Source organism: Nocardioides segetis (genome assembly GCF_051390595.1).
Lineage (GTDB): Bacteria > Actinomycetota > Actinomycetes > Propionibacteriales > Nocardioidaceae > Nocardioides.
The window spans coordinates 25,304-50,070 of sequence record NZ_JBNINR010000002.1; the positions used below are offsets into that span (position 1 = coordinate 25,304).

Sequence of the window (24,767 nt, forward strand, 5' to 3'; positions counted from 1 at the left end):
AGCGACACGCTCGCGCCATCCAGCTAGTGCGCGGCCTCGTGCCAGCTGCGGCCGGTGCCGACGGAGACGTCGAGCGGCACGGTGAGGTCGGCGGCACCGGCCATCTGCTCGCGGACCAGGGTGTCGAGCGCCTCCCGCTCGCCGTCGGCCACCTCGAACACGAGCTCGTCGTGCACCTGGAGCAGCATCCGCGAGCGGAGGCCGGAGTCGCGCAGCGCGGCATCGGTGCGGAGCATCGCGACCTTGATCAGGTCGGCCGCGGAGCCCTGGATCGGGGCGTTGAGCGCCATCCGCTCGGCGCCCTCGCGGCGCATCCGGTTGTCGCTGGTCAGGTCGGGCAGGTAGCGGCGCCGGCCCATGATCGTCTCGGTGAACCCGGTGCGCCGGGCCTCGTCGACCACACCGGTGAGGTAGTCGCGGATGCCGCCGAAGGTGTCGAAGTACTCCTCCATCAGCCCGCTGGCCTCGCGCGGCTCGATGCCGAGCTGCTGGGAGAGCCCGAAGGCGGACAGGCCGTACGCGAGGCCGTAGTTCATCGCCTTGATCTTGGCCCGCATCTCCTGGGTGACGTCGTCGGGCGCGACGTCGAAGACCCGCGAGGCGGTCTCGGCGTGGAAGTCACGGCCGGAGCGGAACGCCTCGATGAGCGCCTCGTCCTCGGACAGGTGGGCCATGATCCGCATCTCGATCTGGCTGTAGTCGGCGGTCATCAGCGAGTCGTAGCCGGGTCCGACCACGAAGCTCTCCCGGATCCGGCGGCCCTCCTCGGTGCGCACCGGGATGTTCTGCAGGTTGGGCTCGGTGCTCGACAGCCGCCCGGTGGCCGCGATCGTCTGGTGGAAGGTGGTGTGGATGCGACCGTCGGGCTGGACCGTCTTGAGCAGGCCCTCGATCGTCTGCCGCAGCCGGATCACCTCGCGGTGCCGCAGCAGGTGCAGCAGGAAGGGGTGGGGATTGCTGGCGGCCAGCTTCTGCAGCGCGTCGGCATCGGTGGTGTAGCCGGTCTTGGTGCGCTTGGTCTTCGGCATGTTGAGCTCGTCGAAGAGCACCACCTGCAGCTGCTTGGGCGAGCCGAGGTTGATCTCCTTGCCGATGACGGCGTACGCCTCCTCGGCCTCCTTGCGCACCTCCTCGCCGAAGTGCGCCTCGAGGCCCTCGAGGTGCTCGATGTCGACGGCGATGCCGGTCTGCTCCATCCTCGCGAGGACGCCGACGAGCGGCATCTCGACGTCGGTCAGCAGGCTGCGCCCGCCCGCCCGCTCGACCTCGTCGGCCAGCTCGGCGGACAGGTCGAGCGCCGCCCGGGCCTGCACCATCGAGGCCTTGGCCAGGTTGGCGTCCTCGTCGAAGAGCATCCCCTGGTCGTCGTCCTCCGCGACCGCCAGCTCGCGGTGCAGATAGCGCAGGGACAGGTCGGCGAGGTCGTAGGAACGCTGGTCGGGAGCGACGAGATAGGCGGCGAGGGCGGAGTCCTCGACCACCCCTTCCAGGCGCCACCCCTGGGCGGCCAGCGCGAGCAGGGGCCCCTTGGCGTCGTGGAGCACCTTCGGGCGGGCCGGGTCGGCGAGCCATCCGGCGACGGCCTTGTCGTCCGCGGCGCTCATCGTCTCGACGTCGACGTACGCCGCCCGCCCGTCGGCCAGGGCGAACGCGAGCCCGGTCGCCCGTCCGGTGCCGCTGCCCCAGCTGCCGCGGACGGACAGACCCACGGTCTCCTCGCCGATGCCCTCCAGCCAGGAGCCGACCGTGTCGGGCGCCAGGGTGATGCCGTCCAGCTCGACGCCCGCCTCGACCGGGGTGTCCTCCCCCGGCGCGACGACATCGAGGATGCGGGTGCGCAGCTCGCCGCGGAACTCCAGCTCGTCGAGCAGCTCGAGGGCCGCGGGGCGGTCCCACTCCCCCAGCACCAGGTCGTCGATCGCGAGGCCGAGGTCGAGATCGCGCACCAGCGCGTTGAGGCGCCGGTTGCGGATGACGTCGCCGAGGTGCTCGCGGAAGGCCTCGCCCTTCTTGCCGGTGATCTTGTCGGCCTGGGCGATCACGTTGTCGAGGCCGTCGTAGGTGTTGATCCACTTCGCGGCGAAGCCGGCGCCGACGCCCGGCACGCCCGGCAGGTTGTCGGACTGCTCGCCGACGATGGCGGCGAGCTCGGGGTAGCGGTGCGGCGGGACGCCGTACTTCTCCTCGACGTAGGCGGGCGTCATCCGCGACAGGTCGGAGACCCCGCGCATCGGGTAGAGCACCGTCGAGCGCTCGGTCACCAGCTGGATGGAGTCGCGGTCGCCGGTGAGGATGAGCACCTCGAGACCGCTCGTCTCGTCGGCGAGCGCCTGGGTGACGAGCGTGGCGATGATGTCGTCGGCCTCGTAGCCGGGGTGCTTGATGTAGCGGATCGCGAAGCTGTCGAGCATCCGCTCGATCAGCGGCAGCTGGCTGCTGAACTCCCCCGGCGTCTTGTTGCGCTTGGCCTTGTAGTCGGCGTACTCCTCGGTGCGGAAGGTCTGCCGTGAGACGTCGAACGCGACCGCCACGTGCGTGGGCTGCTCGTCGCGCAGCACGTTGACCAGCATCGAGGTGAACCCGTAGACCGCGTTGGTGTGCTGCCCGGTCGCGGTCGAGAAGTTCTCGACCGGGAGGGCGAAGAAGGCACGGTAGGCCAGCGAGTGGCCGTCGAGCAGCAGCAGTCGGGGGCGGGGCGTCTCCGTCATGGGCTGGGGCACCCGGCGACTCTACCGAGGCCCGCCGACTATCGTTTCGGCCCATGACCAGCATCGACGAGATCGCCGACTTCATGCGTGCCCACATGGGCGCGCTCAACGAGCGGATGGGCATCGAGCTCGTGGAGGTCACCGCCGACCGCGTGGTCGCCACCATGCCCGTCGAGGGCAACACGCAGCCCTACGGCCTCCTCCACGGCGGCGCGTCGGTCGTGCTCGCCGAGACCCTCGGCTCGGTCGCCGCCGCGATCCACGCCGGGCCGGACCGGTTCGCCGTCGGCACGGACATCAACGCCACCCACCACCGCTCCGCCACCAGCGGGGTCGTGACGGGCGTCGCGACGCCGCTGCACCGCGGCCGCACCATGGCCAGCTTCGAGATCGTCGTCAGCGACGACACCGGGCGCCGGGTCTGCACCTCCCGGATCACGTGCGCACTGCTGGAGCGCGACCCCGCGAAGAAGTAGCCCCGCAGACGCTTCTATGGGTTGTCAACCCATAGAAGCGTCTCAGGCCTGCTCGGGCTCGGGGAGCGTCAGCCGCTCGGTCCGCACGCGGCGCAGCGAGCGCCGCGCGGCCAGCACCCGGTTGCGGCTGCCCTCGACGCCGCCCTGCTGGCGCTGCGGGGACACCCGGCTGCGGAGCAGCGCGGTGGGCGCGATCCGGTACATCACGACCGGCGCGAGGCCGAGGCGCGCCATGAACCGGTTGGACTCCCGCGAGGAGTGTGGGACGGCCGCGACCACGTGCAGGATGCCGTTCTCCTCGGCGAACGCGGTCGCCGCCTCGAGCAGCGCGTGGCCGACGCCGTGCCGGCGGCAGTGGTCGAAGACGCGCGGGTGCATCGACTGGACGCAGGGCTCGAGGTTGAGCGGCGAGAGGGTCGTGATCCGCAGGTAGACCGCACCGGCCACCTGGCCGTCGTACTCGACCACGACCAGGCGCTGCTCGGGCGACGCGGCGGCGCCCTTGATGATGAGCTCCAGGTCGGCGACCTGATCGGCGGGGTCCGCGCGGCGTACGGCGTCGCTCCACAGCTCGGCCAGGACGGCGGCGTCGTCGCGGGTGGCGACGCGCGTGATCAGCGAATAGCGACTCATCCGGCCCTGCCTTCTCCTCGACCCCGAACGACAGACCGCACGGCGGCGGGCGGCCCGGACGGACACATTACGCTCACCCGCGCGTCCCCGACAGGGGGACGTCCGGATCTCCCCCGGGCCGCATGGTGACGCCCAGGTCACGATCCTGGAACAACCCGTGACGTGGTGTCGCGGGGCTCTCGTCACGGTGCCGAATCGGACCTACAGTGCCGAGATGCAGAAGAAGTCGCGCATCACCGCCCTCACCGTGGCGACACTCACCGCCCTCGCACTCGGCGCCTGCGGCTCCGAGGACGGCGGCACCTCTGCCACCGGTGCCGACCTGGTCAAGAAGGACACGCTGACGGTCTGCTCCGACGTGCCCTATCCACCCTTCGAGGACTTCGACGAGTCCAGTGACAGCGGGTTCAAGGGCTTTGACGTCGACATCGTCTCGGAGATCGCGGAGCGGCTCGACCTCGACCTCTCGATCAAGGACTCCTCCTTCGACGCGCTGCAGAGCGGCCAGGCCCTCAACGCCAAGCAGTGCGATCTGGCGGCCTCGGCGATGACGATCACCGACGACCGGAAGAAGAACCTCGACTTCTCCGACGGCTACTACGACTCCCAGCAGTCGCTGCTGGTCCCGGCCGACAGCGACATCGCGTCGATCGCCGACCTCAAGGGCGTCAAGGTGGGGGTCCAGCAGGGCACGACCGGCAAGTCCTACGCCGAGGAGAACGCCACCGGCGCGGAGATCGTCTCCTTCCCGAGCGACGCGGAGATGTTCCAGGCCATCAAGGCCGGCCAGGTCCAGGCACTGCTGCAGGACCTGCCGGTCAACCTCGACCACACGACCGACGGCACCTTCGCGGTCGTCGAGACCTACGAGACCGACGAGCAGTACGGCTTCGCCATCAAGAAGGGCAACAGCCAGCTCGTCGAGGACGTCAACGGCGTCCTGGAGGAGATGCGCGGGGACGGCACCTACGACGAGATCTACGACAGGTACTTCTCGACCGACAACTGACGCCGAACGGGGGGGGAACCGTGGGGATGAGTCGGCGGCGACGCGCGCTCCTGGTCCAGATCACGCTGTACGTCGTCCTCGCGGCGGCCGTCGTCGCCCTGGTGCTGGGCGCCGACTGGCCGACGATCCGGGAGAACTTCTGGAACGCCGACGGCGTCGGCTGGGCCGACGGCAACTGGGGCGACCTGGTCGCCATCGGCATGGTGAACACCGTCAAGTACACCGCGATCGCGTTCGCCGGCGGGCTGGCGCTCGGACTGGTGCTGGCGCTGATGCGCCTGTCCCCGGTGGCGCCGTACCGGTGGCTGGCGACGGCGTACGTCGAGTTCTTCCGCGGGCTCCCGGCCCTGGTCGTGATGATCTTCATGTCGACCGGCCTGCCCATCGCCTTCGGCTGGACGCCACCGGGCGGCACGGTCGGCGCCGGCCTGATCGGCCTGATCATGGTCGCGGGCGCCTACATGGCCGAGACCCTGCGCGCCGGCATCCAGGCCGTCCCGAAGGGGCAGACCGAGGCGGCGCGCTCGCTCGGCATGCGGCCGGGGGCCACCACCGTCAAGGTGGTGCTCCCGCAGGCGTTCCGGATCGTCATCCCGCCACTCACCAACGAGTTCGTGCTGCTGATCAAGGACACCGCGCTGCTGTTCCTGCTCGGCGCCGCAGCCGACGAGCGCGAGCTGACGTCGGTGGCCAAGGACTTCTTGACCTCGGGGCCGTCGGCGGGCACCGCCACGAGCCTGATCCAGGCCGCGCTGCTCTACCTCGTCATCACGCTGCCGCTCACCCAACTCGTCGCCTGGTTGGAGCGACGCCAGAGGAGGTCGGTCCGATGACCGCGTCCGTCCACCCGGTCCCCGGGGCCGCACCCGCCATCGAGGTCCGCGGCCTGCACAAGCACTTCGGTCACCAGGAGGTCCTCAAGGGCATCGACTTCCACGTCGACGCCGGTCAGGTGGTGTGCGTGATCGGCCCGTCCGGATCAGGCAAGTCGACGCTGCTGCGGTGCGTCAACCGGCTCGAGGAGCCGTCCGCCGGCGAGATCCTGATCGAGGGCGTCGACATCTGCGACCGTCGGGTCGACCTCGACGAGGTGCGCTCACGCATCGGCATGGTCTTCCAGCAGTTCAACCTCTTCCCGCACCTGTCGGTGCTGAGGAACCTCACCCTCGCCCAGCGCAACGTGCGCCGGCGTACCAAGGAGGAGGCGGTCGACATCGCCCGGCGCAATCTCGCGAAGGTCGGGCTCTCCGAGAAGGAGGCGGCCTATCCGGCCCATCTGTCCGGTGGTCAGCAGCAGCGGGTCGCGATCGCCCGCGCGCTGTCGATGAACCCCGACATGATGCTCTTCGACGAGCCCACCAGCGCGCTCGACCCGGAGCTGGTCGGCGACGTGCTCGCCGTCATGAAGGAGCTCGCCCAGGAGGGCATGACGATGATGGTCGTGACCCACGAGATGGGGTTCGCGCGGGAGGTCGGCGACAAGCTCGTCTTCATGGACGGCGGCGTGGTCGTCGAGGAGGGCCGCCCGGCCGAGGTGCTCTCGAGCCCCCGGCACGAGCGGACCCGCTCGTTCCTCTCGAAGGTGCTGTGACGCTCCTGCCATCGTCTTGCCGCCACGCCGAGGCGGGGCCTAGGGCGGCAACTGCGCGCGGAAGCGTGTCGCCCGCGGCGAAGCCGCGTCGTGTGACGCCCGCGGGGCCGAGCTTGCGAGGTCCCCGGGTGGCGAGCACGACAGGCGACACGCTTCCGCCATCAGTTCAGACGTCGCCGCCGAGGTAGGCGGCCTTGACCGCCGGGTCGACGGCCAGGTCCCGGCCGGTGCCGGACCGGACGATCTCGCCGGTCTCGAGGATGTGGGCGTCGTGCGACCGCTTGAGCGCCTGGGCCGCGTTCTGCTCCACGAGCAGCACGGTGGTGCCCTGCTGGTTGATCTCCGTGATGATCGTGAAGATCTGCTGGATCAGCTTCGGCGCCAGTCCCATCGACGGCTCGTCGAGCAGCAGCAGGCGCGGTCGCGACATGAGCGCCCGGCCGATGGCCAGCATCTGCTGCTCGCCCCCCGACATCGTGCCGGAGACCTGGTCGATCCGTTCCCGCAGCCGCGGGAACAGGGTGAGCACCCGCTCCATGTCCTCGCGGTAGGCCGCGGACTTGCGGTCGTTGCGGGTGAACGCGCCCATCTCCAGGTTCTCGCGCACCGTCATGCCGATGAAGCACCGCCGCCCCTCCGGCGACTGGCCTATCCCCAGCTTGACCCGGTCGAAGGGCTCCACGGACGTGATGTCCTTGCCCTCGAAGCGGATCGAGCCGGCCCGCACCTTGCGCAGGCCCGAGATGGTCTTCAGCGTCGTCGTCTTCCCGGCGCCGTTGGCGCCGATCAGGGTCGTGACGGTCCCCTCGGGAACGCTGAAGCTGATGTCACGGATCGCCTCGATGTGTCCGTAGTTGACACAGAGGCCCTCGACCTCAAGAAGCATCTTCCTCGTCCACTCCCAGGTAGGCGGCGATGACCGCCGGGTTGTCACGGATCTCGCTGGGGCTGCCCTCGGCGATCTTGCGGCCGAACTCCAAGACGACGATCCGGTCGGTCACGCCCATGACCAGCTTCATGTCGTGCTCGATGAGCAGCACGGTGTAGCCGCGGTCGCGGACCCGGCGGATGAGGTTCATCAGCTCGACCTTCTCGGCCGGGTTGAAGCCCGCCGCGGGCTCGTCGAGGCAGATGAGCTTCGGGTTGGTCGCCATCGCCCGCGCGATCTCGAGGCGGCGCTGGTCGCCGTACGACAGGTTCGCCGCGAGCTCGTCGGCCTTGCGCTGGATGCCCATGAAGGTGAGCAGGTCCATCGCCCGCTCGTGACCGTCCTGCTCCTCGCGCCAGTGCTTCGGCAGCCGGAACAGCGCCGAGAGCATCCCCGTCGTGTGCTGGGCGTCGGCGCCGACGAGCACGTTCTCCAGGGCCGTCATCGTCGGGAAGAGCCGGATGTTCTGGAAGGTGCGCGCGATCCCCTGCTGGGTGATCTTGTGCTTCTTCAGCCCCACGATCGACCTGCCCTGGAAGAGGATGCTGCCGCTGGTGGGCCGGTAGACGCCGGTGACCGCGTTGAAGCAGGTCGTCTTGCCGGCGCCGTTGGGGCCGATCAGGCCGAGGATCTCGCCCTCGTCGATCCGGAAGGTCACGTCGTCCAGCGCGGTGAGACCACCGAACTTCAAGGTGAGGTTCTGGACCTCGAGAATCGCCTCAGACACGGGCGGTCTCCTCTCCACCGGTGCCCTCCTCGAGCTCTTCGAGCTCCTGTTCCAGGTGTTTGGCGCGCACGGTGCGGCGCGGCGGGAACAGGCCCTCCGGGCGCAGCGTCGCCAGCAGGACCAGCGCCAGCCCGAAGGCCAGCACCCGGAAGTCGTCGAACTCCCGGAACCGCTGCGGCAGGTAGGCCACCAGGACCGCACCCACGATCACGCCCCAGCGGTTGCCCTGGCCGCCGACGACGACGGCCGCCAGGAACAGGATCGAGTAGAGCAACAGGAAGGAGTCGGGGTTGATGAAGTTCTGCCGGCTGGCGTAGAGCGAACCTGCCAGGCCGCCGACGAAGGCGCCCGTGGCGAAGGCCAGCAGCTTGAACTTGAACGTCGGGACGCCCATCAGCTCCGCGGCGTCCTCGTCCTCGCGGGTGGCCTCCCAGGCCCGGCCGACCCGGCTGTTCTTGATCAGCCGGTCCGCGAAGAGCATCAGGATGACCACGGTGAGACCGAGCCAGTAGTACGGGATCTGGTCGATCACGCCGAACGTCAGGAACTGGGTCGTGTCCTTGGTGTCGACCAGGACCGTGCCGTCGCCCCAGTAGAGGTGCGGGATCTCGAAGAGGCCGTCCTCTCCCCCGATGCTCGGCGGGCGGGCGATGTCGGAGATGCCCTTGCGCTGGTTGAGCCACTCCGAGTTGACCGCGACCAGGCGGATGATCTCGCCGAAGCCGAGGGTCACGATCGCGAGATAGTCGCCGCGGACCCGCAGGGTCGGCGCGCCCAGCAGGACGCCGGAGATCGTGGTGACGACGACGGCCACGGGGATCGCCAGCAGCAGCGGCCAGTGTGCGTGGAAAGACGTCAGGACCGCCGCCGTGTAGGCGCCGATGGCGTAGAAACCGACGTACCCGAGGTCCAGCAGGCCGGCGTAGCCGACCACGATGTTGAGGCCGATCGCCACCAGGCAGTACATGGTCACGACGAAGAGGACGCCGCCGAAGTCCACGCCGGGCGTGGAGATGATCGGTGGCTCCAGGAGGGGCAGGGCGTAGGCGAACAGCGCCAACACGACCCAGAGCAGGATCTTGACCGGCTTGGGCAGGGCGATGAACCTCTGCTTGATCTTGCTCATGCGCGGGCCTTTCCGAGCGACTCACCCAGCAGTCCGGTGGGGCGGAACAGCAGGATCACGACCAACAGCACGAAGGCGACCACGTGGCGCCACTCGGTGCCGAAGAGCGCCGATCCCCAGGTCTCGGCGACCCCGAGGACCAGACCGCCCAGCAGGGCGCCGCGCAGGTTGCCGATGCCGCCGAGCACGGCGGCGGTGAACGCCTTGACCCCGAGCAGGAAGCCGACATCGAACTTGGTGGTCTCGATCTTCAGCATGTAGAGGAAGGCGGCGATGCCGGCCATCAGACCGCCGATGAGGAAGGTGATCTGGATGGTCCGGGTCGGGTTGACGCCCATGAGGGCGGCGGTCTCGGGGTCCTGTGCCGTCGCCCGGATGCCCTTGCCGAGCCGGGAGCGACGCACGAACTGGTCGAGCAGGATCATCATGCCGACCGCGGCGACGATGACCAGCACGTCGATGCTGGAGATCGTGACGTTGCCGATCTCCCAGCGGGGAGCGTCGAGGACGCCCGCCATGCTGTTGTTGATGCGCGCCTTGCCGACGTACTCGGAGAGGTTGTCGTCCAGCCCGACCCAGCCCGCGATGCGGTCACGCAGGCCCATCAGCTCGGCGAGCACGAACGACGCGCCGATCGCCGAGATGAGCGCGATCAGGCGTGGCGCGTCCTTCTTGATGAGTGGCCGGTAGGCCACGCGTTCGAGCAGGAGCGCGATGATCGCCGACATCGCCATGGCCGCGAAGAGGGCGGCGATCAGGATGGCGACCAGCTGGATGCCGCCGGCATCCGCGCCGCCGAGCGCCATCACGGTCCACAGCATCGCGAAGGTGCCGTACATGAACACCTCGGAGTGCGCGAAGTTGATGAGCTGCAACACGCCGTAGACCATCGTGTAGCCCAGTGCGATCAGCGCGTAGATGGCGCCAAAGGCGAGTCCGCCGATCGTCAGCTGCGGCAGGTTGCTGAAGAGGAAATCGAAGTTCACCCAGGCCTCCTGGCGCCAAGGTCTGGACAGGTGAGCGGCCGGGGACGGTGGCCCCCGGCCGCTCCTCTGTCGATCGGACGGATCAGTCCTCGCTCACTTGATCTCGCCCTCGGGGACGATCGCCCCGTCCTTCACCGTGTAGGCGTAGACGTGGACGTCGGCGGGCTCGCCCTTGTCGTCGAACTTCAGCTGCTTGGTGATGCCCTTCTCGTCGTAGTCGTTGACGAAGGTCAGCATGTCCTCGCGGTTGTCGATGCCGTCCTCGATGCCGGCGAGGAAGATGCTCGCGGCGTCGAAGGCCTCGGCGGCGTAGGTGCCCGCCGCCTCGCCGAACTCCTCCTCGTAGTCCGCGGCGAAGGTCGCGACGGCGGGGTCGGTGTCCGGGATGCAGGGGCAGGTGATGATGGTGCCCTCGGCCGCGTCCTTCGCGTCGAGGTAGGCGGGGTCCTTGACACCGTCGGCGACGACGAAGGTGCCGTCGAAGCCGCCGTTGCGCAGCTGGCCGATGAGGATCGTCGCCTCGGCGTAGTAGCCACCGAAGAAGACCGCGTCCGGCTTCGCGTCGGTCACCTTGGTGACCGTCGCGGAGAAGTCGGTGTCACCGGCCTGGATGGTGTCGGTGCCGACGACCGTGTCGCCGAGGGTCTCCTCGACGATGCCGGCCAGGCCCGCGCCGTACTCCGACGCGTCGTCGATGACGAAGGTGCCCTTCGACTGCAGGGTGTCCTGGATGTACTTCGCCGCGGCCGGGCCCTGGGTCGCGTCGTTGCCGAGCGCGCGGTGGAAGGTGTCCCAGCCGTTGTCGGCCAGCGTCGGGTTCGTCGCCGACGGGGTGATGGTCGGGACCCCGCCCTCGGCGAAGATCGGGCCGGCGGCCGCCGACTCGCCGGAGAACGCGGGACCGACGACGCCGATGATCGACTCGTCGCCGGCGACCTCGGTGGCCAGCGACGGCGCCTCGTCCGGCGAGCCCTGGGAGTCGTACTTGACCAGCTCGACCTCGCAGTCGGCGTCCTCGTTGTACTGGTCCACCGCCAGCTGGGCGCCCTGGATGATGGGCTTGCCGAGGCCGGCCGCGGGGCCGGTCTCCGGTCCGAAGAACGCGAGCTTCAGGTCGCAGGCGGCGTCCCCACCGCCACCGGCGTCGCCGCCGTCGTTGTCGTCCGTCGTGCCACATGCCGTCAGGCTCAGGCCGAGAGCCAGCGCCGCAGCACCGGCCGCGAATACGTTGTTACGCCTCAAGACAGTCCCGCTTCCTTGTTCGTGCCGGCCGGCAGCGGTCGCCGCCCACCGGTGGTTCCTGCCGCGGGAACCTACACCGGCACCGCGGCGCGGGGAAGCAACTCAGTGGTCCAGGTCACAAATCATGACGAATCTGTTACCTAGAGGACACGAACGTCGGACGATTTACGTCACGTCAGGAGGCGGGGCTGCCCGGGACACCGTGGCTCACGATGCCGTCGGCGACCTCGCGCATCGACATGCGCAGGTCCATGGCCGTCTTCTGGATCCAGCGGAACGCCTCGGCCTCGGAGAGCGAGAGCTGCTCCTGCAGGACGCCCTTGGCGCGGTCGACCGCCTTGCGCGTCTCGAGGCGCTCGGTCAGGTCGCTCACCTCGCTCTCGAGCTGCCGGATCTCCGCGAAGCGGCTCACGGCCATCTCGATAGCCGGCACCAGGTCGGACTGTGAGAAGGGCTTCACGAGATACGACATCGCCCCCGCCTCCCGCGCCCGCTCGACGAGGTCGCGCTGCGAGAACGCGGTCAGCATCACGACCGGGGCGATCCGCTGGCCGGCGATCGCCTCCGCCGCCGCGATCCCGTCGAGCACCGGCATCTTGACGTCGAGGATGACCAGGTCCGGCCGCAGCTGCTCGGCGAGCTCGATCGCCTTCTGCCCGTCGCCGGCCTGGCCGACGACGTCGTACCCCTCCTCGGCGAGCATCTCGGCGAGGTCCATCCGGATCAGCGTCTCGTCCTCGGCGATGACCACAGTGCGGGGCTGCGACGGTGCGGGCGGCTCGGTCGGGACGATCTCGGTCACGGGGTCAGGTTATCGGGCCGGCCGGTGTGGGCCGTCGGGTGCGTCTCGGCTACGGTGTCACCCGACCCAGCCGGGTTGGCGGAATCGGTAGACGCGGCGCTCTCAAAAAGCGTTGTCCGAAAGGGCATGTGGGTTCGAGTCCCACACTCGGCACTCGATCGCGACTCAGCGGCTGCGGCGGTAGGCCGGCGCGACCTCGTTGATCGCGTCGCCCATGCGGTGCACCCGCAGCGCGTTGGTGGAGCCGGGGATCCCGGGCGGACTGCCGGCGACGATCACGACCCGGTCGCCCTCCTTGACCCGGCCGATCTTGAGCAGCTCCTCGTCGACCTGGCGGACCATCTCGTCGGTGTGCTCGACCGTGGAGGTCTTGAACGCCTCGACCCCCCAGCTGACCGCGAGCTGGGAGCGGGCGCGGGCCTCCGGGGTGAAGGCGAGGACCGGGATCGGGCTGCGCAGCCGGGCCAGGCGCCGGGCGGAGTCACCGGACTGGGTGAAGGCGACGACGTACTTCGCGCCGACCCGCTGCGCGACCTCCTCGGCGGCCTTGGTGATCACCCCGGAGGTGGTGTGGGGGTCCCACTCGATGCGGCCGAACCGGCTGAAGCTCTCGTCCACCAGTGCGTGCGCCTCGGTGGCGGTGATGATCCGCGCCATGGTCTCGACCGTGTGCACGGGGTGCTCCCCCACGCTGGTCTCGCCCGACAGCATCACCGCGTCGGCACCGTCGAGCACCGCATTGGCGACGTCACTCGCCTCGGCGCGCGTCGGCGCGGGGTTGGCGACCATCGACTCGAGCATCTGCGTGGCGACGATGACCGGCTTCGCGTTGCGGCGCGCCGCGACGATGATCTTCTTCTGCAAGAAGGGCACCTCCTCCAGCGGGCACTCGACGCCGAGGTCGCCGCGGGCGACCATGAAGGCGTCGAAGGCGTCGACGACCTCGTCGAGGTTCTCGATGGCCTGAGGCTTCTCGATCTTCGCGATCACCGGGACCAGGACGCCCTCCTCGCGCATGATCGCGCGCACGTCCTCCGCGTCAGCGGCGTTGCGCACGAAGCTGAGGGCGATGAAGTCGACGCCGAGCCGCAGCGCGAACCGCAGGTCCTCGGTGTCCTTGTCCGAGAGGGCGGGGACGGACACGGCGACACCGGGCAGGTTGATGCCCTTGTGGTTGCTGACCTTGCCGCCCACCAGCACCTCGGTGACGACGTCGGTGTCGGTCACCTCGGTCACCCGCAGCCGGATCTTGCCGTCGTCGATGAGGATCGGGTCGCCGGGCGCGACGTCCCCCGGCAGGCCCTTGTACGTCGTGCCGCAGGCTCGGGCGTCGCCGGCGACGTCGCGCGTGGTGATCGTCCACTGCTGCCCCCGGGCCAGGACCACGGGACCGTCGGGAAAGGTCTCGAGCCGGATCTTGGGGCCCTGGAGGTCGGCGAGGATGCCGACACCGTGGCCCGAGGCGTCCGAGGCCTCACGCACGAGACGGTAGGCCTCGGCGTGCTGCTCGTGGCTGCCGTGGCTCATGTTGAGCCGCGCGACGTCCATCCCGGCGTAGACCAGCTCGCGGATCCTCCGCTCCGAGCTGGTGGCCGGGCCCAGGGTGCACACGATCTTGGCTCTCCGCACGATCAGAGCCTATCGGTCGATTGGAACGTGCAAACGCCGACCCGTCGCGTGGGCACGCGGCGGGCCGGCGTCGGTGGACCGGTTCGATGCGACCGGTCGGTCAGACCAGTCAGACCACCAGCGGCCGGGCGGTCGGCGGGATGGGCACCGGCAGCTGGGTGCTGCCGGTGAGGTGCTTGTCCACACCCGCCGCGGCCGCGCGGCCCTCGGCGATCGCCCACACGATGAGCGACTGGCCGCGGCCGGCGTCACCGGCCACGAACACGCCGTCCACGTTGGTGGCGTAGTCGTCGTCGCGCCGGATGTTGCCGCGCTCGTCGAGCTCGACACCGAGCTGCTCCACGATGCCGTCGCGCTCGGGACCGACGAAGCCCATCGCGAACAGCACCAGGTCGGCCGGGATCTCCCGCTCCGTGCCCTCGTGCTCGACGAGCCGGCCGTCCTCGAAGGAGACCTCGACCAGCCGCAGCGCCCTGACGTTGCCGTCGGCGTCGCCCAGGAACTCCTTGGTCGAGACCGAGTAGACCCGCTCGCCACCCTCCTCGTGCGCGGAGGAGACCCGGTAGATCATCGGGTACGTCGGCCACGGCTGGCCGTTCGGACGGTCCTCGGTCGGCTGGGGCATGATCTCGAGCTGCGTGATCGAGGCCGCGCCCTGGCGGATGGAGGTGCCGAGGCAGTCGGCGCCCGTGTCACCGCCGCCGATGATGACGACGTGCTTGCCGTCGGCGCGGATCTGCTCCGAGCCGTCGGCCGTCGCGGGCTGTCCCAGCGCGACCCGGTTGGCCTGCGGCAGGAACTCCATCGCCTGGTGGATGCCGGCGAGCTCGCGCCCGGGGACCGGCAGGTCCCGCGGGACGGTGGAGCCGATGGCGAGGACGACGGCGTCGAAGCGGTCGCGCAGCGCGGCCCCGGTGAGCTTGCCGGCACCGACCTCGACCCCGGAGCGGAAGACCGTCCCCTCGCGCCGCATCTGGTCGAGGCGGCGCTCGAGGTGCTTCTTCTCCATCTTGAACTCGGGGATCCCGTACCGCAGCAGGCCGCCCGGCTGGTCCGCGCGCTCGTAGACGGCCACGGTGTGGCCGGCGCGGGTCAACTGCTGGGCCGCGGCGAGGCCCGCCGGCCCCGAGCCGATGACGGCGACCGTCTTTCCGGTCAGCCACTCGGGCGGCTGCGGCCGGACGAAACCGGAGTCGTAGGCCCGGTCGATGATCGAGACCTCGATGTTCTTGATCGTGACCGCCGGCTGGTTGATGCCGAGGACGCACGCCGTCTCACAGGGTGCCGGGCACAGACGACCGGTGAACTCCGGGAAGTTGTTGGTCGCGTGCAGGCGCTCGATCGCGCCGTCCCAGTCGTCGCGCCAGACGAGGTCGTTCCACTCCGGGATGATGTTGCCCAGCGGGCAGCCGGAGTGGCAGAACGGGATGCCGCAGTCCATGCAGCGACTGGCCTGGACGTTGATGATCGGCAGCAGCGCGCGGCCGATCCCGCCCGGGTAGACCTCGTCCCAGTCGCCGACCCGCTCCTCGACCGGACGACGCCCGGCCACCTCGCGGGTGTGCTTGAGAAAGCCCTTCGGGTCAGCCATGGAGCACCTCCATAATCCGGTTGGCGGCGGCGTCGGCGTCGAGGCCCTCGGCCTCCGCCTCGGCCTGGACCGCCAGGACCTTCGCGTAGTCGCGCGGCATGACCTCGGTGAACCGCGTCAGCGCGGCGCCCCAGTCGGTCAGCAGCGCCTCGGCGACCGCCGAGCCGGTCTCCTCCAGGTGCGTGCGCACGATCTGCTCCAGCTCCGCCGCCCGCGCGCCGGTGACCGGGGTCAGGTCGACGAGCTCGCCGTTGACCCGGGCCTCATCGAGGTCCAGGACCCAGGCGATGCCGCCCGACATGCCGGCCGCGAAGTTGCGGCCGGTCGGCCCGAGGACGACCACGCGGCCGCCCGTCATGTACTCGCAGCCGTGGTCGCCGACACCCTCGGTGACGACGGTGGCGCCCGAGTTGCGCACGCAGCACCGCTCGCCGACACCGCCGCGGATGAAGATCTGACCGGAGGTCGCGCCGTAGGCGATGGTGTTGCCGGCGATCACGTGCTCCTCGGCCGGGAAGGTCGCGGTCCGGTCGGGCCGGATCGCGATCCGACCGCCGGAGAGCCCCTTGCCGACGTAGTCGTTGGCGTCGCCCTCGAGCCGCAGCGTGATGCCGCGGGGCACGAACGCGCCGAAGGACTGGCCCGCGGAGCCGAGGAAGGTCAGGTCGATCGTCCCGTCGGGCAGTCCGGCGCCGCCGTACCGCTTGGTCACCTCGTGCCCCAGGATCGTGCCGACCGTCCGGTTGACGTTGCGGATGCGCAGCTGCGCCCGCACCGGCTTTCCGGACTCGATCGCCGGTGCGGCGATCGGCAGGATCTCCGTGACGTCGAGCGACCTCTCCAGGCCGTGGTCCTGGCCGCCGGTGTTGCGCACGTCCTGGTCGGGGAAGTGCGTGTCGGCGACGTCGACCTTGTGCAGGATCGGCGCCAGGTCGAGCCCCCGGGCCTTCCAGTAGCGCTCGGCGTCGGCCGTCTCGAGGACGTCGACCTGGCCGACGGCCTCCTCGATCGAGCGGAAGCCCAGCTGCGCGAGCAGCTCGCGGACCTCCTCGGCGACGAACTCGAAGAAGTTGACGACGTACTCCGCCTTGCCGCTGTAGCGCGAGCGCAGGGTCGGGTTCTGCGTCGCCACGCCCACCGGGCAGGTGTCGAGGTGGCAGACCCGCATCAGGATGCAGCCGGACACCACCAGCGGAGCCGTCGCGAAGCCGAACTCCTCGGCACCGAGCAGCGCGGCGATCACGACGTCGCGACCGGTCTTGAGCTGACCGTCGGTCTGCACGACGATCCGGTCGCGCAGGCCGTTGAGCAGCAGGGTCTGCTGGGTCTCGGCGAGACCGAGCTCCCACGGACCGCCGGCGTGCTTGAGCGAGGTCAGCGGCGAGGCCCCGGTGCCACCGTCGTGACCGGAGACGAGCACCACGTCGGCGTGCGCCTTGGACACGCCGGCCGCGACCGTCCCGACGCCCACCTCGGAGACCAGCTTCACGTGGACGCGGGCCGATGGGTTGGCGTTCTTGAGGTCGTGGATCAGCTGCGCCAGGTCCTCGATCGAGTAGATGTCGTGGTGCGGCGGCGGGCTGATCAGGCCCACGCCCGGCGTGGAGTGCCGGGTCTTGGCCACCCACGGATAGACCTTGTTGCCGGGCAGCTGCCCACCCTCGCCGGGCTTCGCGCCCTGCGCCATCTTGATCTGGATGTCGTCGGCGTTGGTGAGGTACTCCGAGGTGACGCCGAAGCGTCCGGAGGCGACCTGCTTGATCGAGCTGCGACGCTCGGGGTCGTGCAGGCGCTCGGAGTCCTCGCCTCCCTCGCCGGTGTTGGACTTCGCGCCCAGCCGGTTCATGGCGATGGCGAGCGTCTCGTGCGCCTCACGCGAGATCGAGCCGTAGGACATGGCGCCGGTCGAGAACCGCTTGACGATCTCGGACACGGGCTCGACCTCGTCGATGGAGATCGGCGCGCGGCCGTACGCGGCGGCGTCCTTGAACCGGAACAGCCCCCGCAGTGTCATCAGCCGCTCGGACTGGTCGTCGACGGCCTTCGTGTACTGCTTGAAGATGTCGTAGCGACCGGTCCGGGTCGAGTGCTGCAGGCGGAACACCGTGTCCGGGTTGAACAGGTGCGGCTCCCCCTCGCGACGCCACTGGTACTCGCCGCCGATCTCGAGCTCGCGGTGGGCAGCGGGGATGCCGCTGACCGGGTACGCCACGTCGTGGCGCATCTTGACCTCGCGGGCGATCTCCTCGATGCCGATGCCGCCGAGCTTGGAGGTGGTGCCGGTGAAGTAGCGGTCGATGACCTCCTGGGAGAGGCCGACGCACTCGAAGATCTGGGCGCCGGTGTAGGACGCGACCGTGCTGACGCCCATCTTCGACATCACCTTGACCACGCCCTTGCCGAGCGCCTTGATCAGGTTCTTGACGGCCTGCTCCGGGTCGGTCTTGACGTAGTAGCCCTCGCGAGCGAGGTCCTCGACCGTCTCCATGGCGAGGTACGGGTTGACCGCGGCCGCGCCGTAGCCGACCAGCAGGGCCACGTGGTGGACCTCGCGGACGTCGCCCGCCTCGACCAGGAGTCCGACCTGGGTCCGGGTCTTCTCGCGCACCAGGTGGTGGTGCACGGCGGCGGTGAGCAGCAGCGACGGGATGGGGGCGTTGAACTGGTCGGCGTGGCGGTCGGAGAGCACGATGATCCGTGCGCCGCCGGCGATCGCGTCGGACACCTCCTGGCAGATCTCGTCGATCCGCCGCACCATCGCGGCGCCACCCTCCTCGACCTGGTAGAGGCCGCGCGAGACGTGGGTCACGAAGCCCGGGTGGTCGCCCTCACGGTTGATGTGCCGGATCTTGGCCAGGTCGTCGTTGGAGATGACCGGGAACGGCAGCACGACCTGACGACACGACGCCGGGGTGGGCTCGAGCAGGTTGGCCTCGGGACCGATGGACCCGTAGAGCGAGGTGACGAGCTCCTCGCGGATGGCGTCCAGCGGCGGGTTGGTCACCTGGGCGAACAGCTGGCTGAAGTAGTCGAAGATCAGCCGCGGCTTCTCGCTCAGCGCCGCGATCGGCGCGTCGGTGCCCATCGAGCCGAGCGCCTCGCCGCCCGTGTTCGCCATCGGGGTGAGCAGGACCCGCAGCTCCTCCTCGGTGTAGCCGAAGATCTGCTGGCGCCGGGTGACCGAGGCGTGGGTGTGCACGATGTGCTCGCGCTCGGGGATGTCGTCGAGCTCGACGAGGCCGGCATGCAGCCACTCGCCGTAGGGGTGCTCCGCGGCGAGCTCGTCCTTGATCTCCTCGTCCTCGATGATCCGGTGCTCCTCGGTGTCGACGAGGAACATGCGGCCCGGCTGCAGCCGGCCCTTGCGGACCACCGTGGCCGGGTCGAGGTCGAGCACGCCGACCTCGGAGGCGAGGACGACGAGGCCGTCGTCGGTGACCCAGAAGCGGGAGGGGCGCAGCCCGTTGCGGTCGAGAACCGCGCCGATCTGGGTGCCGTCGGTGAAGACGACACAGGCCGGCCCGTCCCACGGCTCCATCATCGTGGAGTGGAAGCGGTAGAAGTCACGGCGCCGCTCGTCCATCTCGGTGTGGTTCTCCCACGCCTCGGGGATCATCATGAGCACGGCGTGGGGCAGGCTGCGACCGCCCATGTGGAGCAGCTCGAGCACCTCGTCGAACGACGCCGAGTCGGACGCGCCGGGGGTGCAGATCGGGAAGAGCCGCTCGAGGTCGCCGGGGATCGCGTCGGAGGCGAGCAGCGCCTCGCGGGCCCGCATCCAGTTGCGGTTACCCATGACGGTGTTGATCTCGCCGTTGTGGGCGATGAACCGGAAGGGGTGCGACAGCGGCCAGCTCGGGAAGGTGTTGGTCGAGAACCGCGAGTGGACGACGGCGAGGGCCGAGGCCATCCGCTCGTCGACCAGGTCGGGGAAGAAGTGGTCGAGCTGGTCGGTCGTCAGCATGCCCTTGTAGGCGAGCGTGCGCGAGGACAGCGACGGGAAGTACACGTCGGTCTCGTGCTCGGCGCGCTTGCGCAGGCAGAAGGCGAGCCGCTCGAGGCCCATGTCCTGCGCGCTGCTCTGGTTCAGCGGGCCGCCGGCGGCCTGGACGAAGAGCTGGGTGAACGTCGGCATGACGCTGCGCGCCATGGTGCCGAGGATGGTGGGGTCGACGGGGACCTCGCGCCAGCCGAGGACGCTCAGGCCCTCCTCCGCGGCGATCTCCTCGATCCGGCCCCGGGTCTTGGCGACCTCCTCGTCGTCCCCGGGGATGAAGGCCGTGCCGACGGCGTAGCCACCGGCGGCGGGCAGGGTGAAGCCCGCCTCGGCCGCGGCCGCGCGCAGGAAGGCGTCGGGGACCTGCATCAAGATCCCGGCGCCGTCGCCGGAGTTGACCTCCGCGCCCGCGGCACCGCGGTGGTCGAGGTTGCGCAGCGCGGTGAGGGCCTTGGCCACGATGTCGTGGCTGGCCTCGCCCGTCAGTGTCGCGACGAAGGCGACGCCGCAGGCGTCCTTCTCGTGGCGGGGGTCGTAGAGACCCTGGGGCGGCGGGAACTTGTGGAGATAAGGCATGGGAAGCCTCCCGTCGACGACTGTCTGTGCTCGCGCTGCACGCCGGCCGGAGCGGGCGTTCGGAACCACAGAAGGTGGGGCGCAAGGGACGGCGTTGGCCCACGCGGCGGAGGCTTCAGGTTAGCAGCATGTCAACTGCCGGTGTTCACTCTGTTTCCTTGGTGGATGCGTCGCCCGTCACATCGGCGGCGGGCGCCGCCTCGGCGGACCCGGCCTCGACGGGCTCAGCGGGCTCGTCGGCGGGCTCGGTCTCAGCAGACTCGAGGCCGTCGGTCTCCTCGCCGGCCGGGCGCGCGTCGGTGTAGACGCTCTCCTCACGGCCGGGGAGGTTCTTCGCGGACCAGACGTAGTAGGCCGCGGCGAGCACGAAGAGGACGATCGAGGTCCACACGTTGAACCGCAGTCCGAGGACGTCGTTGAGCTGGACGTCGTCGATGCGGATGTACTCGATCCACCCGCGGCCGAGTGTGTAGGCCATCACGTAGATCGCCATCACCCGACCGTGACCGAGCCGGAACCGGCGGTCGAGCCAGATGATGAGCGCGAAGGCCGCGAGGTTCCACAGGCACTCGTAGAGGAAGGTCGGGTGGAAGGTCACGAACTCGGGCGGGATCCCGCCGTTGGCGGCGAGGGCGTCCCGGTAGTCCGTGCTGGCCAGGTAGGCGCTGCTGAAGTGGTCGCTGTCGATCTTCAGTCCCCAGGGCAGGTCCGTCGGGCGTCCGTACAGCTCCTGGTTGAACCAGTTGCCCCACCGCCCGATCGCCTGCGCGACGAGGACGCCGGGCGCGAGCGCGTCGAGGAGCGGCAGCAGCTTGATCCCCTTGCGCCGCGCGCCGATCCAGGCGCCCACCGCCCCCAGGGCGACGCCGCCCCAGATGCCGAGCCCGCCGTGCCAGACGTAGAGGGCCTCCACCGGGTCGCCGTCGGCGCCGAAGTAGTTCTTCCAGTCGGTGGCGACGTGGTAGAGCCGCGCGCCGACGAGGCCGAAGGGCACCGCCCAGATGGCGACGTCCTGGACCTCGCCGATCGTGCCGCCGCGCGCCCGCCACCGGCGCTCGCCGATCCAGATCGCCACGACGATGCCGAGGATGATGCACAGGGCGTAGCCGCGCAGCGGGAACGGCCCGAGGTTCCAGACGCCCTCGGACGGGCTCGGGATGCTGGCGGCGATCACAGTGGGGATCTCGGGAAGCACGGCGACTCCTGACGGGTGCGGGCCAACGATGGGCGGGGATCAGTCCTCGGTCAGCAGCGTGTGGATGTCGGCGGCGAACTCCGCGCTGGAGGTCTCCTGGTTCCACAGCGCGATCGCCTGGTGGCTGCTGTCGATGGCGAGGGTGAAGGTGGAGTGGCCGCCGAGGTCGTAGCCGCCCGAGGGCAGCTTGACGCCGTCGTTCACGTAGATGGCGAGCGGATCGCCCACGTCGATGATGGTGTCGAGGTCGCCGGTGAGGCCGATGAAGTCCTTGTCGTACTGGTCGAGATAGGTCCGCAGCGTCTGCTGGTCGTCCCGGGCGGGGTCGGTCGTCACGAAGACGACGTCCACGGCCTCGCGGTCCTCGGAGTCGAGCCGGTTCATCGCCGCCGCGAGGTTGTTCATGACCATCGGGCAGAAGTCGGGGCAGTGGGTGTAGCCGAAGAACACGACCGTGAGCGGCTTGGTGGTGTCGGAGCCGAGGGAGTACGGCGCCCCGCTGGTGTCGGTGAGCGCGATGTCGGCCGCCTGGTAGGGGTTCTTGAGCCGGCTGCCGGTGAACTCCTCCGGCGCAGCGCTGCACCCGGAGGCGAGGAGCCCGACCAGGGCGACCAGCACAGCGAGCCTACGCACGGACACCCCCGGCCAGCTCCTCGGTCAGCGCGGCGAGCGCCGCGAGTCCGGCCGCGCGGTCGCCGGGGTGGTCGAGCAGGGCGCGGACGAAGGCGGAGCCCACGATCACCCCGTCGGCGTACGACGCCAGCTCCGCCGCCTGGGCGCCGGAGCTGACTCCGACACCGACCCCGACCGGCAGGTCGCTCCCGGCGGGGCTCAGTGCCTTGGTCCGGGCGATCAGCGGCGCCACCCCCGCCGCGGTGGCCTGCTTCGTGCCGGTGACGCCCATGATGCCGGTCGCGTAGACGAAGCCGCGCGAGGCGGCCGTGGTCATCGCGATCCGCTCGTCGGTCGAGGACGGCGCGACGAGGAAGACCTTGTCGAGGTCGCGCGCGTCGGCCGCGGCGATCCACTCCGGCGCGAAGTCGGGCGTGAGATCGGGCGTGATCAGCCCCGCTCCCCCGGCATCCGCCAACTGCTGGGCGAAGCGCTCGACGCCGTACTTCTCGACGGGGTTCCAGTAGGTCATCACGAGCGTCGGCGTGCCCGTGGCGGCGACCGCCTCGACGACGCGCAGCACGTCGGAGGTCCGCACCCCCGCGTCGAGCGCCTGCTGCGCGGCGGCCTGGATGGTCGGGCCGTCCATGACGGGATCGCTGTAGGGCAGGCCGATCTCGATGACGTCGCAGCCGGCCGCGACCATGGCCTTCAGCGCGGCGATACTGCCGTCGACGTCGGGGAATCCGGCCGGCAGGTAGCCGACGAGCGCCACACGTCCCTCGGCCCGCGCCTTCGCGAACGCGGTGCTGGTGCTGCTCACTTCTTCTCCCCCGCCGTGCCCAGCCCGAAGTACTCCAGGGCGGTGCCCATGTCCTTGTCACCGCGCCCGGAGAGGTTGACCAGGATGGTCCGGCCCGGCTGCTCCTTCGCGATCCGCAGGGCACCGGCGACGGCGTGCGCCGACTCGACCGCCGGGATGATGCCCTCGGTGCGGGCCAGCAGCGCCATCGCGTCCATCGCCTCGGCGTCGGTCACCGGCAGGTAGGTCGCCCGGCCGGCCGCCGAGAGCGCGGAGTGCTGGGGCCCGACGCCCGGGTAGTCGAGGCCCGCGGAGATCGAGTGCGACTCGATGGTCTGGCCGTCGTCGTCCTGCAATACGAAGGTGCGCGCCCCGTGCAGCACGCCGATCGAGCCGGCGAAGATGGTCGCCGCGTGACGACCGGTCTCGACGCCGTCGCCGCCCGCCTCGAAGCCGTAGATCGCGACGTCGGGATCGTCGACGAAGCCCGCGAACAGGCCGATCGCGTTGGACCCGCCGCCCACGCACGCCGCGACCGCGTCGGGCAGGGCACCGAACTGGTCCAGACACTGCCGGCGCGCCTCGTCACCGATGCCGCGCACGAAGCTGAGCACCAGGCTCGGGAACGGATGGGGCCCGGCGGCGGTGCCGAACAGGTAGGCGGTCTCGTCGACGCTGGCGACCCAGTCGCGCAACGCCTCGTTGATGGCGTCCTTGAGGGTCCGCGAACCGCTCGTCACCGGGATCACCTCGGCACCGAGCAGCTGCATCCGCGCCACGTTGAGCGCCTGGCGCTCGGTGTCGACCTCGCCCATGTAGACGGTGCAGTCGAGCCCGAGGTACGCCGCGGCGGTGGCCGACGCGACGCCGTGCTGTCCGGCACCCGTCTCGGCGATGACCCGGGTCTTGCCCATCCGCTGGGTCAGCAGGGCCTGGCCGAGCACGTTGCGGATCTTGTGGGCGCCGGTGTGGTTGAGGTCCTCGCGCTTGAGGAGGATCCGGGCACCGGCGTGCTCGGAGAGCCGGGTCGCGTCGTAGAGCATGCTGGGCACCCCGGCGTACTCCCGAAGCAGCCGGTCGAACTCCGCGGTGAAGGCCGGGTCGGCCATCGCCTCGCGCCAGGCGACGTCGAGCTCGTCGAGCGCCGCGATCAGCGCCTCCGGCATGAAGCGGCCGCCGAACGCGCCCGGACCACCGAACCAGCCGAGCGCATCGGCCTCGTACGTGCTCATCCCTGCCTCTGCTCCATCCTCCGCAGGCCTGTCATGGCCGCCACTGCCCGCTGGGGGGCACCGTCCTTCACGAGCGCCTCCCCGACCAGGACCACGTCGGCGCCCTCGCCGACGAACCGCTCCACGTCGGCGGGCCCGAAGATGCCGGACTCGGCGACCTTGACCCGGTCGTCGGGGATGTGGGGCGCGAGGCGGCCGAAGACGGACGGGTCGACCTCGAGGGTCTTGAGGTCGCGGGCGTTGACGCCGATCACCTCGGCGCCGACCTCGACGGCGCGAGCCGTCTCCTCCTCGTCATGGACCTCGAGGAGGACCGTCAGCCCCAGCTCGCGGGCGTAGTCGTGGAGCCGGCGCAGCAGGTCGCCCGGCAGGGAGACCGCCATCAGCAGCGCCAGGTCCGCCCCGGCCGCGCGGGCCTCGAGCAGCTGGTACTCGGTCACGATGAAGTCCTTGCGCAGCACGGGCACGTCGACGGCCGCCCGGACCGCGCGCAGGTCGTCGAGGCTGCCGCCGAAGCGACGCTGCTCGGTCAGCACGCTGATCGCGGCGGCGCCGCCGGCGGCGTACTCCCGCGCCAGCGCGGCGGGGTCGGGGATCTCGGCCAACGCGCCCTTGCTGGGGCTGCGCCGCTTCACCTCGGCGATCACGCTCGAGCCGGGCGCCCGGAAGTGCGGCATCGGGTCCCGCGGCGGGTCGACGTCGGCGAGGGCGGCGCGCAGGTCGGCCTCGGAGGTGATCTCCCGGCGGACGGCGAGGTCGTCGAGGACTCCGGCGACGATCCCGTCGAGCACCGTGGGCTGGGGGGCCTGGGGGGCCGACATCTGACGCCTCCGTGACGTTTCTGGCGTGGGCAGGTTCAAAGCCCGCCCGGGTGGGCAAGGTCCGACGACACCGAAACACCGACG

The 24,767-nt window shown here is 70.3% G+C and carries 20 protein-coding genes and 1 tRNA gene; 5 read left to right on the plus strand and 16 right to left on the minus strand.

Annotation, left to right across the window (positions count from 1 at the left end):
- Nucleotides 1-23 precede the first annotated feature (23 nt).
- Nucleotides 24-2,708 (minus strand): DNA polymerase I, encoded by a 2,685-nt coding sequence (polA, locus tag ACPZVR_RS03750; protein ID WP_436698728.1) that lies wholly within the window; start codon nt 2,706-2,708, stop codon nt 24-26.
- A gap of 53 nt (nt 2,709-2,761) precedes the next feature.
- Between polA and ACPZVR_RS03755 the strand changes: the two genes are divergently transcribed.
- A complete protein-coding gene (locus ACPZVR_RS03755; protein ID WP_436698238.1) occupies nt 2,762-3,184 on the plus strand; it encodes a hotdog fold thioesterase in 423 nt (140 codons plus the stop codon).
- 42 nt (nt 3,185-3,226) lie between these two features.
- Here the strand turns inward: ACPZVR_RS03755 and ACPZVR_RS03760 are convergent, their stop codons facing one another.
- Nucleotides 3,227-3,817 (minus strand): GNAT family N-acetyltransferase, encoded by a 591-nt coding sequence (locus ACPZVR_RS03760; RefSeq protein ID WP_436698239.1) that lies wholly within the window; start codon nt 3,815-3,817, stop codon nt 3,227-3,229.
- 214 nt (nt 3,818-4,031) lie between these two features.
- Between ACPZVR_RS03760 and ACPZVR_RS03765 the strand changes: the two genes are divergently transcribed.
- Genes ACPZVR_RS03765 through ACPZVR_RS03775 form a run of 3 tightly spaced genes read left to right on the plus strand, consistent with a single transcriptional unit; the run spans nt 4,032 to nt 6,417 of the window.
- Complete coding sequence (locus ACPZVR_RS03765) at nt 4,032-4,826, plus strand: ABC transporter substrate-binding protein (RefSeq protein ID WP_436698240.1); 795 nt, start codon at nt 4,032-4,034, stop codon at nt 4,824-4,826.
- A 26-nt stretch (nt 4,827-4,852) separates the two neighbouring features.
- Nucleotides 4,853-5,659 (plus strand): amino acid ABC transporter permease, encoded by an 807-nt coding sequence (locus ACPZVR_RS03770; RefSeq protein ID WP_436698241.1) that lies wholly within the window; start codon nt 4,853-4,855, stop codon nt 5,657-5,659.
- Nucleotides 5,656-6,417: an amino acid ABC transporter ATP-binding protein gene (locus tag ACPZVR_RS03775; RefSeq protein WP_436698242.1), complete on the plus strand. Its 762-nt coding sequence runs from the start codon at nt 5,656-5,658 to the stop codon at nt 6,415-6,417. Before ACPZVR_RS03770 ends, ACPZVR_RS03775 begins: the two co-directional genes overlap by 4 nt.
- A 166-nt stretch (nt 6,418-6,583) precedes the next feature.
- Here ACPZVR_RS03775 and ACPZVR_RS03780 read toward each other — a convergent pair whose 3' ends face one another.
- The 6 genes from ACPZVR_RS03780 to ACPZVR_RS03805 all read right to left on the minus strand — a co-directional run bounded on the left by ACPZVR_RS03780 (nt 6,584) and on the right by ACPZVR_RS03805 (nt 12,219).
- A complete protein-coding gene (locus tag ACPZVR_RS03780) occupies nt 6,584-7,303 on the minus strand; it encodes an ABC transporter ATP-binding protein (protein WP_436698243.1) in 720 nt (239 codons plus the stop codon).
- Complete coding sequence (locus tag ACPZVR_RS03785; RefSeq protein ID WP_436698244.1) at nt 7,293-8,072, minus strand: ABC transporter ATP-binding protein; 780 nt, start codon at nt 8,070-8,072, stop codon at nt 7,293-7,295. The genes ACPZVR_RS03780 and ACPZVR_RS03785 overlap by 11 nt, the downstream gene beginning before the upstream one ends.
- A complete protein-coding gene (locus tag ACPZVR_RS03790) occupies nt 8,065-9,198 on the minus strand; it encodes a branched-chain amino acid ABC transporter permease (protein ID WP_436698245.1) in 1,134 nt (377 codons plus the stop codon). Before ACPZVR_RS03790 ends, ACPZVR_RS03785 begins: the two co-directional genes overlap by 8 nt.
- Entirely contained in the window at nt 9,195-10,184 is a 990-nt protein-coding gene (locus ACPZVR_RS03795; RefSeq protein WP_436698246.1) for a branched-chain amino acid ABC transporter permease, read from the minus strand. Before ACPZVR_RS03795 ends, ACPZVR_RS03790 begins: the two co-directional genes overlap by 4 nt.
- A 93-nt stretch (nt 10,185-10,277) precedes the next feature.
- On the minus strand, nt 10,278-11,426 hold the full coding sequence (locus tag ACPZVR_RS03800; RefSeq protein ID WP_436698247.1) for a branched-chain amino acid ABC transporter substrate-binding protein: 1,149 nt from the start codon (nt 11,424-11,426) through the stop codon (nt 10,278-10,280).
- A gap of 175 nt (nt 11,427-11,601) precedes the next feature.
- Nucleotides 11,602-12,219: an ANTAR domain-containing response regulator gene (locus ACPZVR_RS03805; protein WP_436698729.1), complete on the minus strand. Its 618-nt coding sequence runs from the start codon at nt 12,217-12,219 to the stop codon at nt 11,602-11,604.
- 78 nt (nt 12,220-12,297) lie between these two features.
- Between ACPZVR_RS03805 and ACPZVR_RS03810 the strand changes: the two genes are divergently transcribed.
- Nucleotides 12,298-12,381: transfer RNA gene (locus ACPZVR_RS03810), tRNA-Leu, on the plus strand.
- Nucleotides 12,382-12,393: 12 nt separating this feature from the next.
- Here the strand turns inward: ACPZVR_RS03810 and pyk are convergent.
- The 8 genes from pyk to trpC form a co-directional block, all read right to left on the minus strand.
- Complete coding sequence (gene pyk, locus ACPZVR_RS03815; protein WP_436698248.1) at nt 12,394-13,857, minus strand: pyruvate kinase; 1,464 nt, start codon at nt 13,855-13,857, stop codon at nt 12,394-12,396.
- A 109-nt stretch (nt 13,858-13,966) separates the two neighbouring features.
- The gene (locus ACPZVR_RS03820; protein ID WP_436698249.1) at nt 13,967-15,448 is read right to left on the minus strand and encodes a glutamate synthase subunit beta; all 1,482 of its coding nucleotides are present in this window, start codon (nt 15,446-15,448) and stop codon (nt 13,967-13,969) included.
- Nucleotides 15,441-20,021, minus strand: a complete 4,581-nt coding sequence (gene gltB / locus ACPZVR_RS03825) for a glutamate synthase large subunit (RefSeq protein WP_436698250.1) — start codon at nt 20,019-20,021, stop codon at nt 15,441-15,443. Before gltB ends, ACPZVR_RS03820 begins: the two co-directional genes overlap by 8 nt.
- A gap of 145 nt (nt 20,022-20,166) precedes the next feature.
- Nucleotides 20,167-21,216 carry a prolipoprotein diacylglyceryl transferase gene (gene lgt, locus ACPZVR_RS03830; RefSeq protein WP_436698251.1) on the minus strand — a complete coding sequence of 350 codons (1,050 nt, stop codon included), beginning with the start codon at nt 21,214-21,216 and terminating at the stop codon, nt 20,167-20,169.
- Between the two features lie 39 nt (nt 21,217-21,255).
- Nucleotides 21,256-21,849: an SCO family protein gene (locus tag ACPZVR_RS03835; protein ID WP_436698252.1), complete on the minus strand. Its 594-nt coding sequence runs from the start codon at nt 21,847-21,849 to the stop codon at nt 21,256-21,258.
- Nucleotides 21,842-22,651: a tryptophan synthase subunit alpha gene (gene trpA, locus ACPZVR_RS03840; protein ID WP_436698253.1), complete on the minus strand. Its 810-nt coding sequence runs from the start codon at nt 22,649-22,651 to the stop codon at nt 21,842-21,844. Before trpA ends, ACPZVR_RS03835 begins: the two co-directional genes overlap by 8 nt.
- Nucleotides 22,648-23,862, minus strand: coding sequence for a tryptophan synthase subunit beta (gene trpB, locus ACPZVR_RS03845; protein ID WP_436698254.1), 1,215 nt, complete (start codon nt 23,860-23,862; stop codon nt 22,648-22,650). The genes trpA and trpB overlap by 4 nt, the downstream gene beginning before the upstream one ends.
- Nucleotides 23,859-24,683: an indole-3-glycerol phosphate synthase TrpC gene (trpC, locus tag ACPZVR_RS03850; protein ID WP_436698255.1), complete on the minus strand. Its 825-nt coding sequence runs from the start codon at nt 24,681-24,683 to the stop codon at nt 23,859-23,861. Before trpC ends, trpB begins: the two co-directional genes overlap by 4 nt.
- Nucleotides 24,684-24,767 lie beyond the last annotated feature (84 nt).

Excerpts from the sequence above, each read along its gene's own strand:
- ACPZVR_RS03820 (WP_436698249.1), bottom strand. The coding sequence starts at position 15,448 with ATGGCTGACCCGAAGGGCTTTCTCAAGCACACCCGCGAGGTGGCCGGG.
- ACPZVR_RS03755 (WP_436698238.1), top strand. The coding sequence starts at position 2,762 with ATGACCAGCATCGACGAGATCGCCGACTTCATGCGTGCCCACATGGGC.
- polA (WP_436698728.1), bottom strand. The coding sequence starts at position 2,708 with ATGACGGAGACGCCCCGCCCCCGACTGCTGCTGCTCGACGGCCACTCG.
- ACPZVR_RS03775 (WP_436698242.1), top strand. The coding sequence starts at position 5,656 with ATGACCGCGTCCGTCCACCCGGTCCCCGGGGCCGCACCCGCCATCGAG.
- trpC (WP_436698255.1), bottom strand. The coding sequence starts at position 24,683 with ATGTCGGCCCCCCAGGCCCCCCAGCCCACGGTGCTCGACGGGATCGTC.
- ACPZVR_RS03760 (WP_436698239.1), bottom strand. The coding sequence starts at position 3,817 with ATGAGTCGCTATTCGCTGATCACGCGCGTCGCCACCCGCGACGACGCC.
- ACPZVR_RS03765 (WP_436698240.1), top strand. The coding sequence starts at position 4,032 with ATGCAGAAGAAGTCGCGCATCACCGCCCTCACCGTGGCGACACTCACC.
- ACPZVR_RS03790 (WP_436698245.1), bottom strand. The coding sequence starts at position 9,198 with ATGAGCAAGATCAAGCAGAGGTTCATCGCCCTGCCCAAGCCGGTCAAG.
- trpB (WP_436698254.1), bottom strand. The coding sequence starts at position 23,862 with ATGAGCACGTACGAGGCCGATGCGCTCGGCTGGTTCGGTGGTCCGGGC.
- ACPZVR_RS03770 (WP_436698241.1), top strand. The coding sequence starts at position 4,853 with ATGAGTCGGCGGCGACGCGCGCTCCTGGTCCAGATCACGCTGTACGTC.
- ACPZVR_RS03780 (WP_436698243.1), bottom strand. The coding sequence starts at position 7,303 with ATGCTTCTTGAGGTCGAGGGCCTCTGTGTCAACTACGGACACATCGAG.
- gltB (WP_436698250.1), bottom strand. The coding sequence starts at position 20,021 with ATGCCTTATCTCCACAAGTTCCCGCCGCCCCAGGGTCTCTACGACCCC.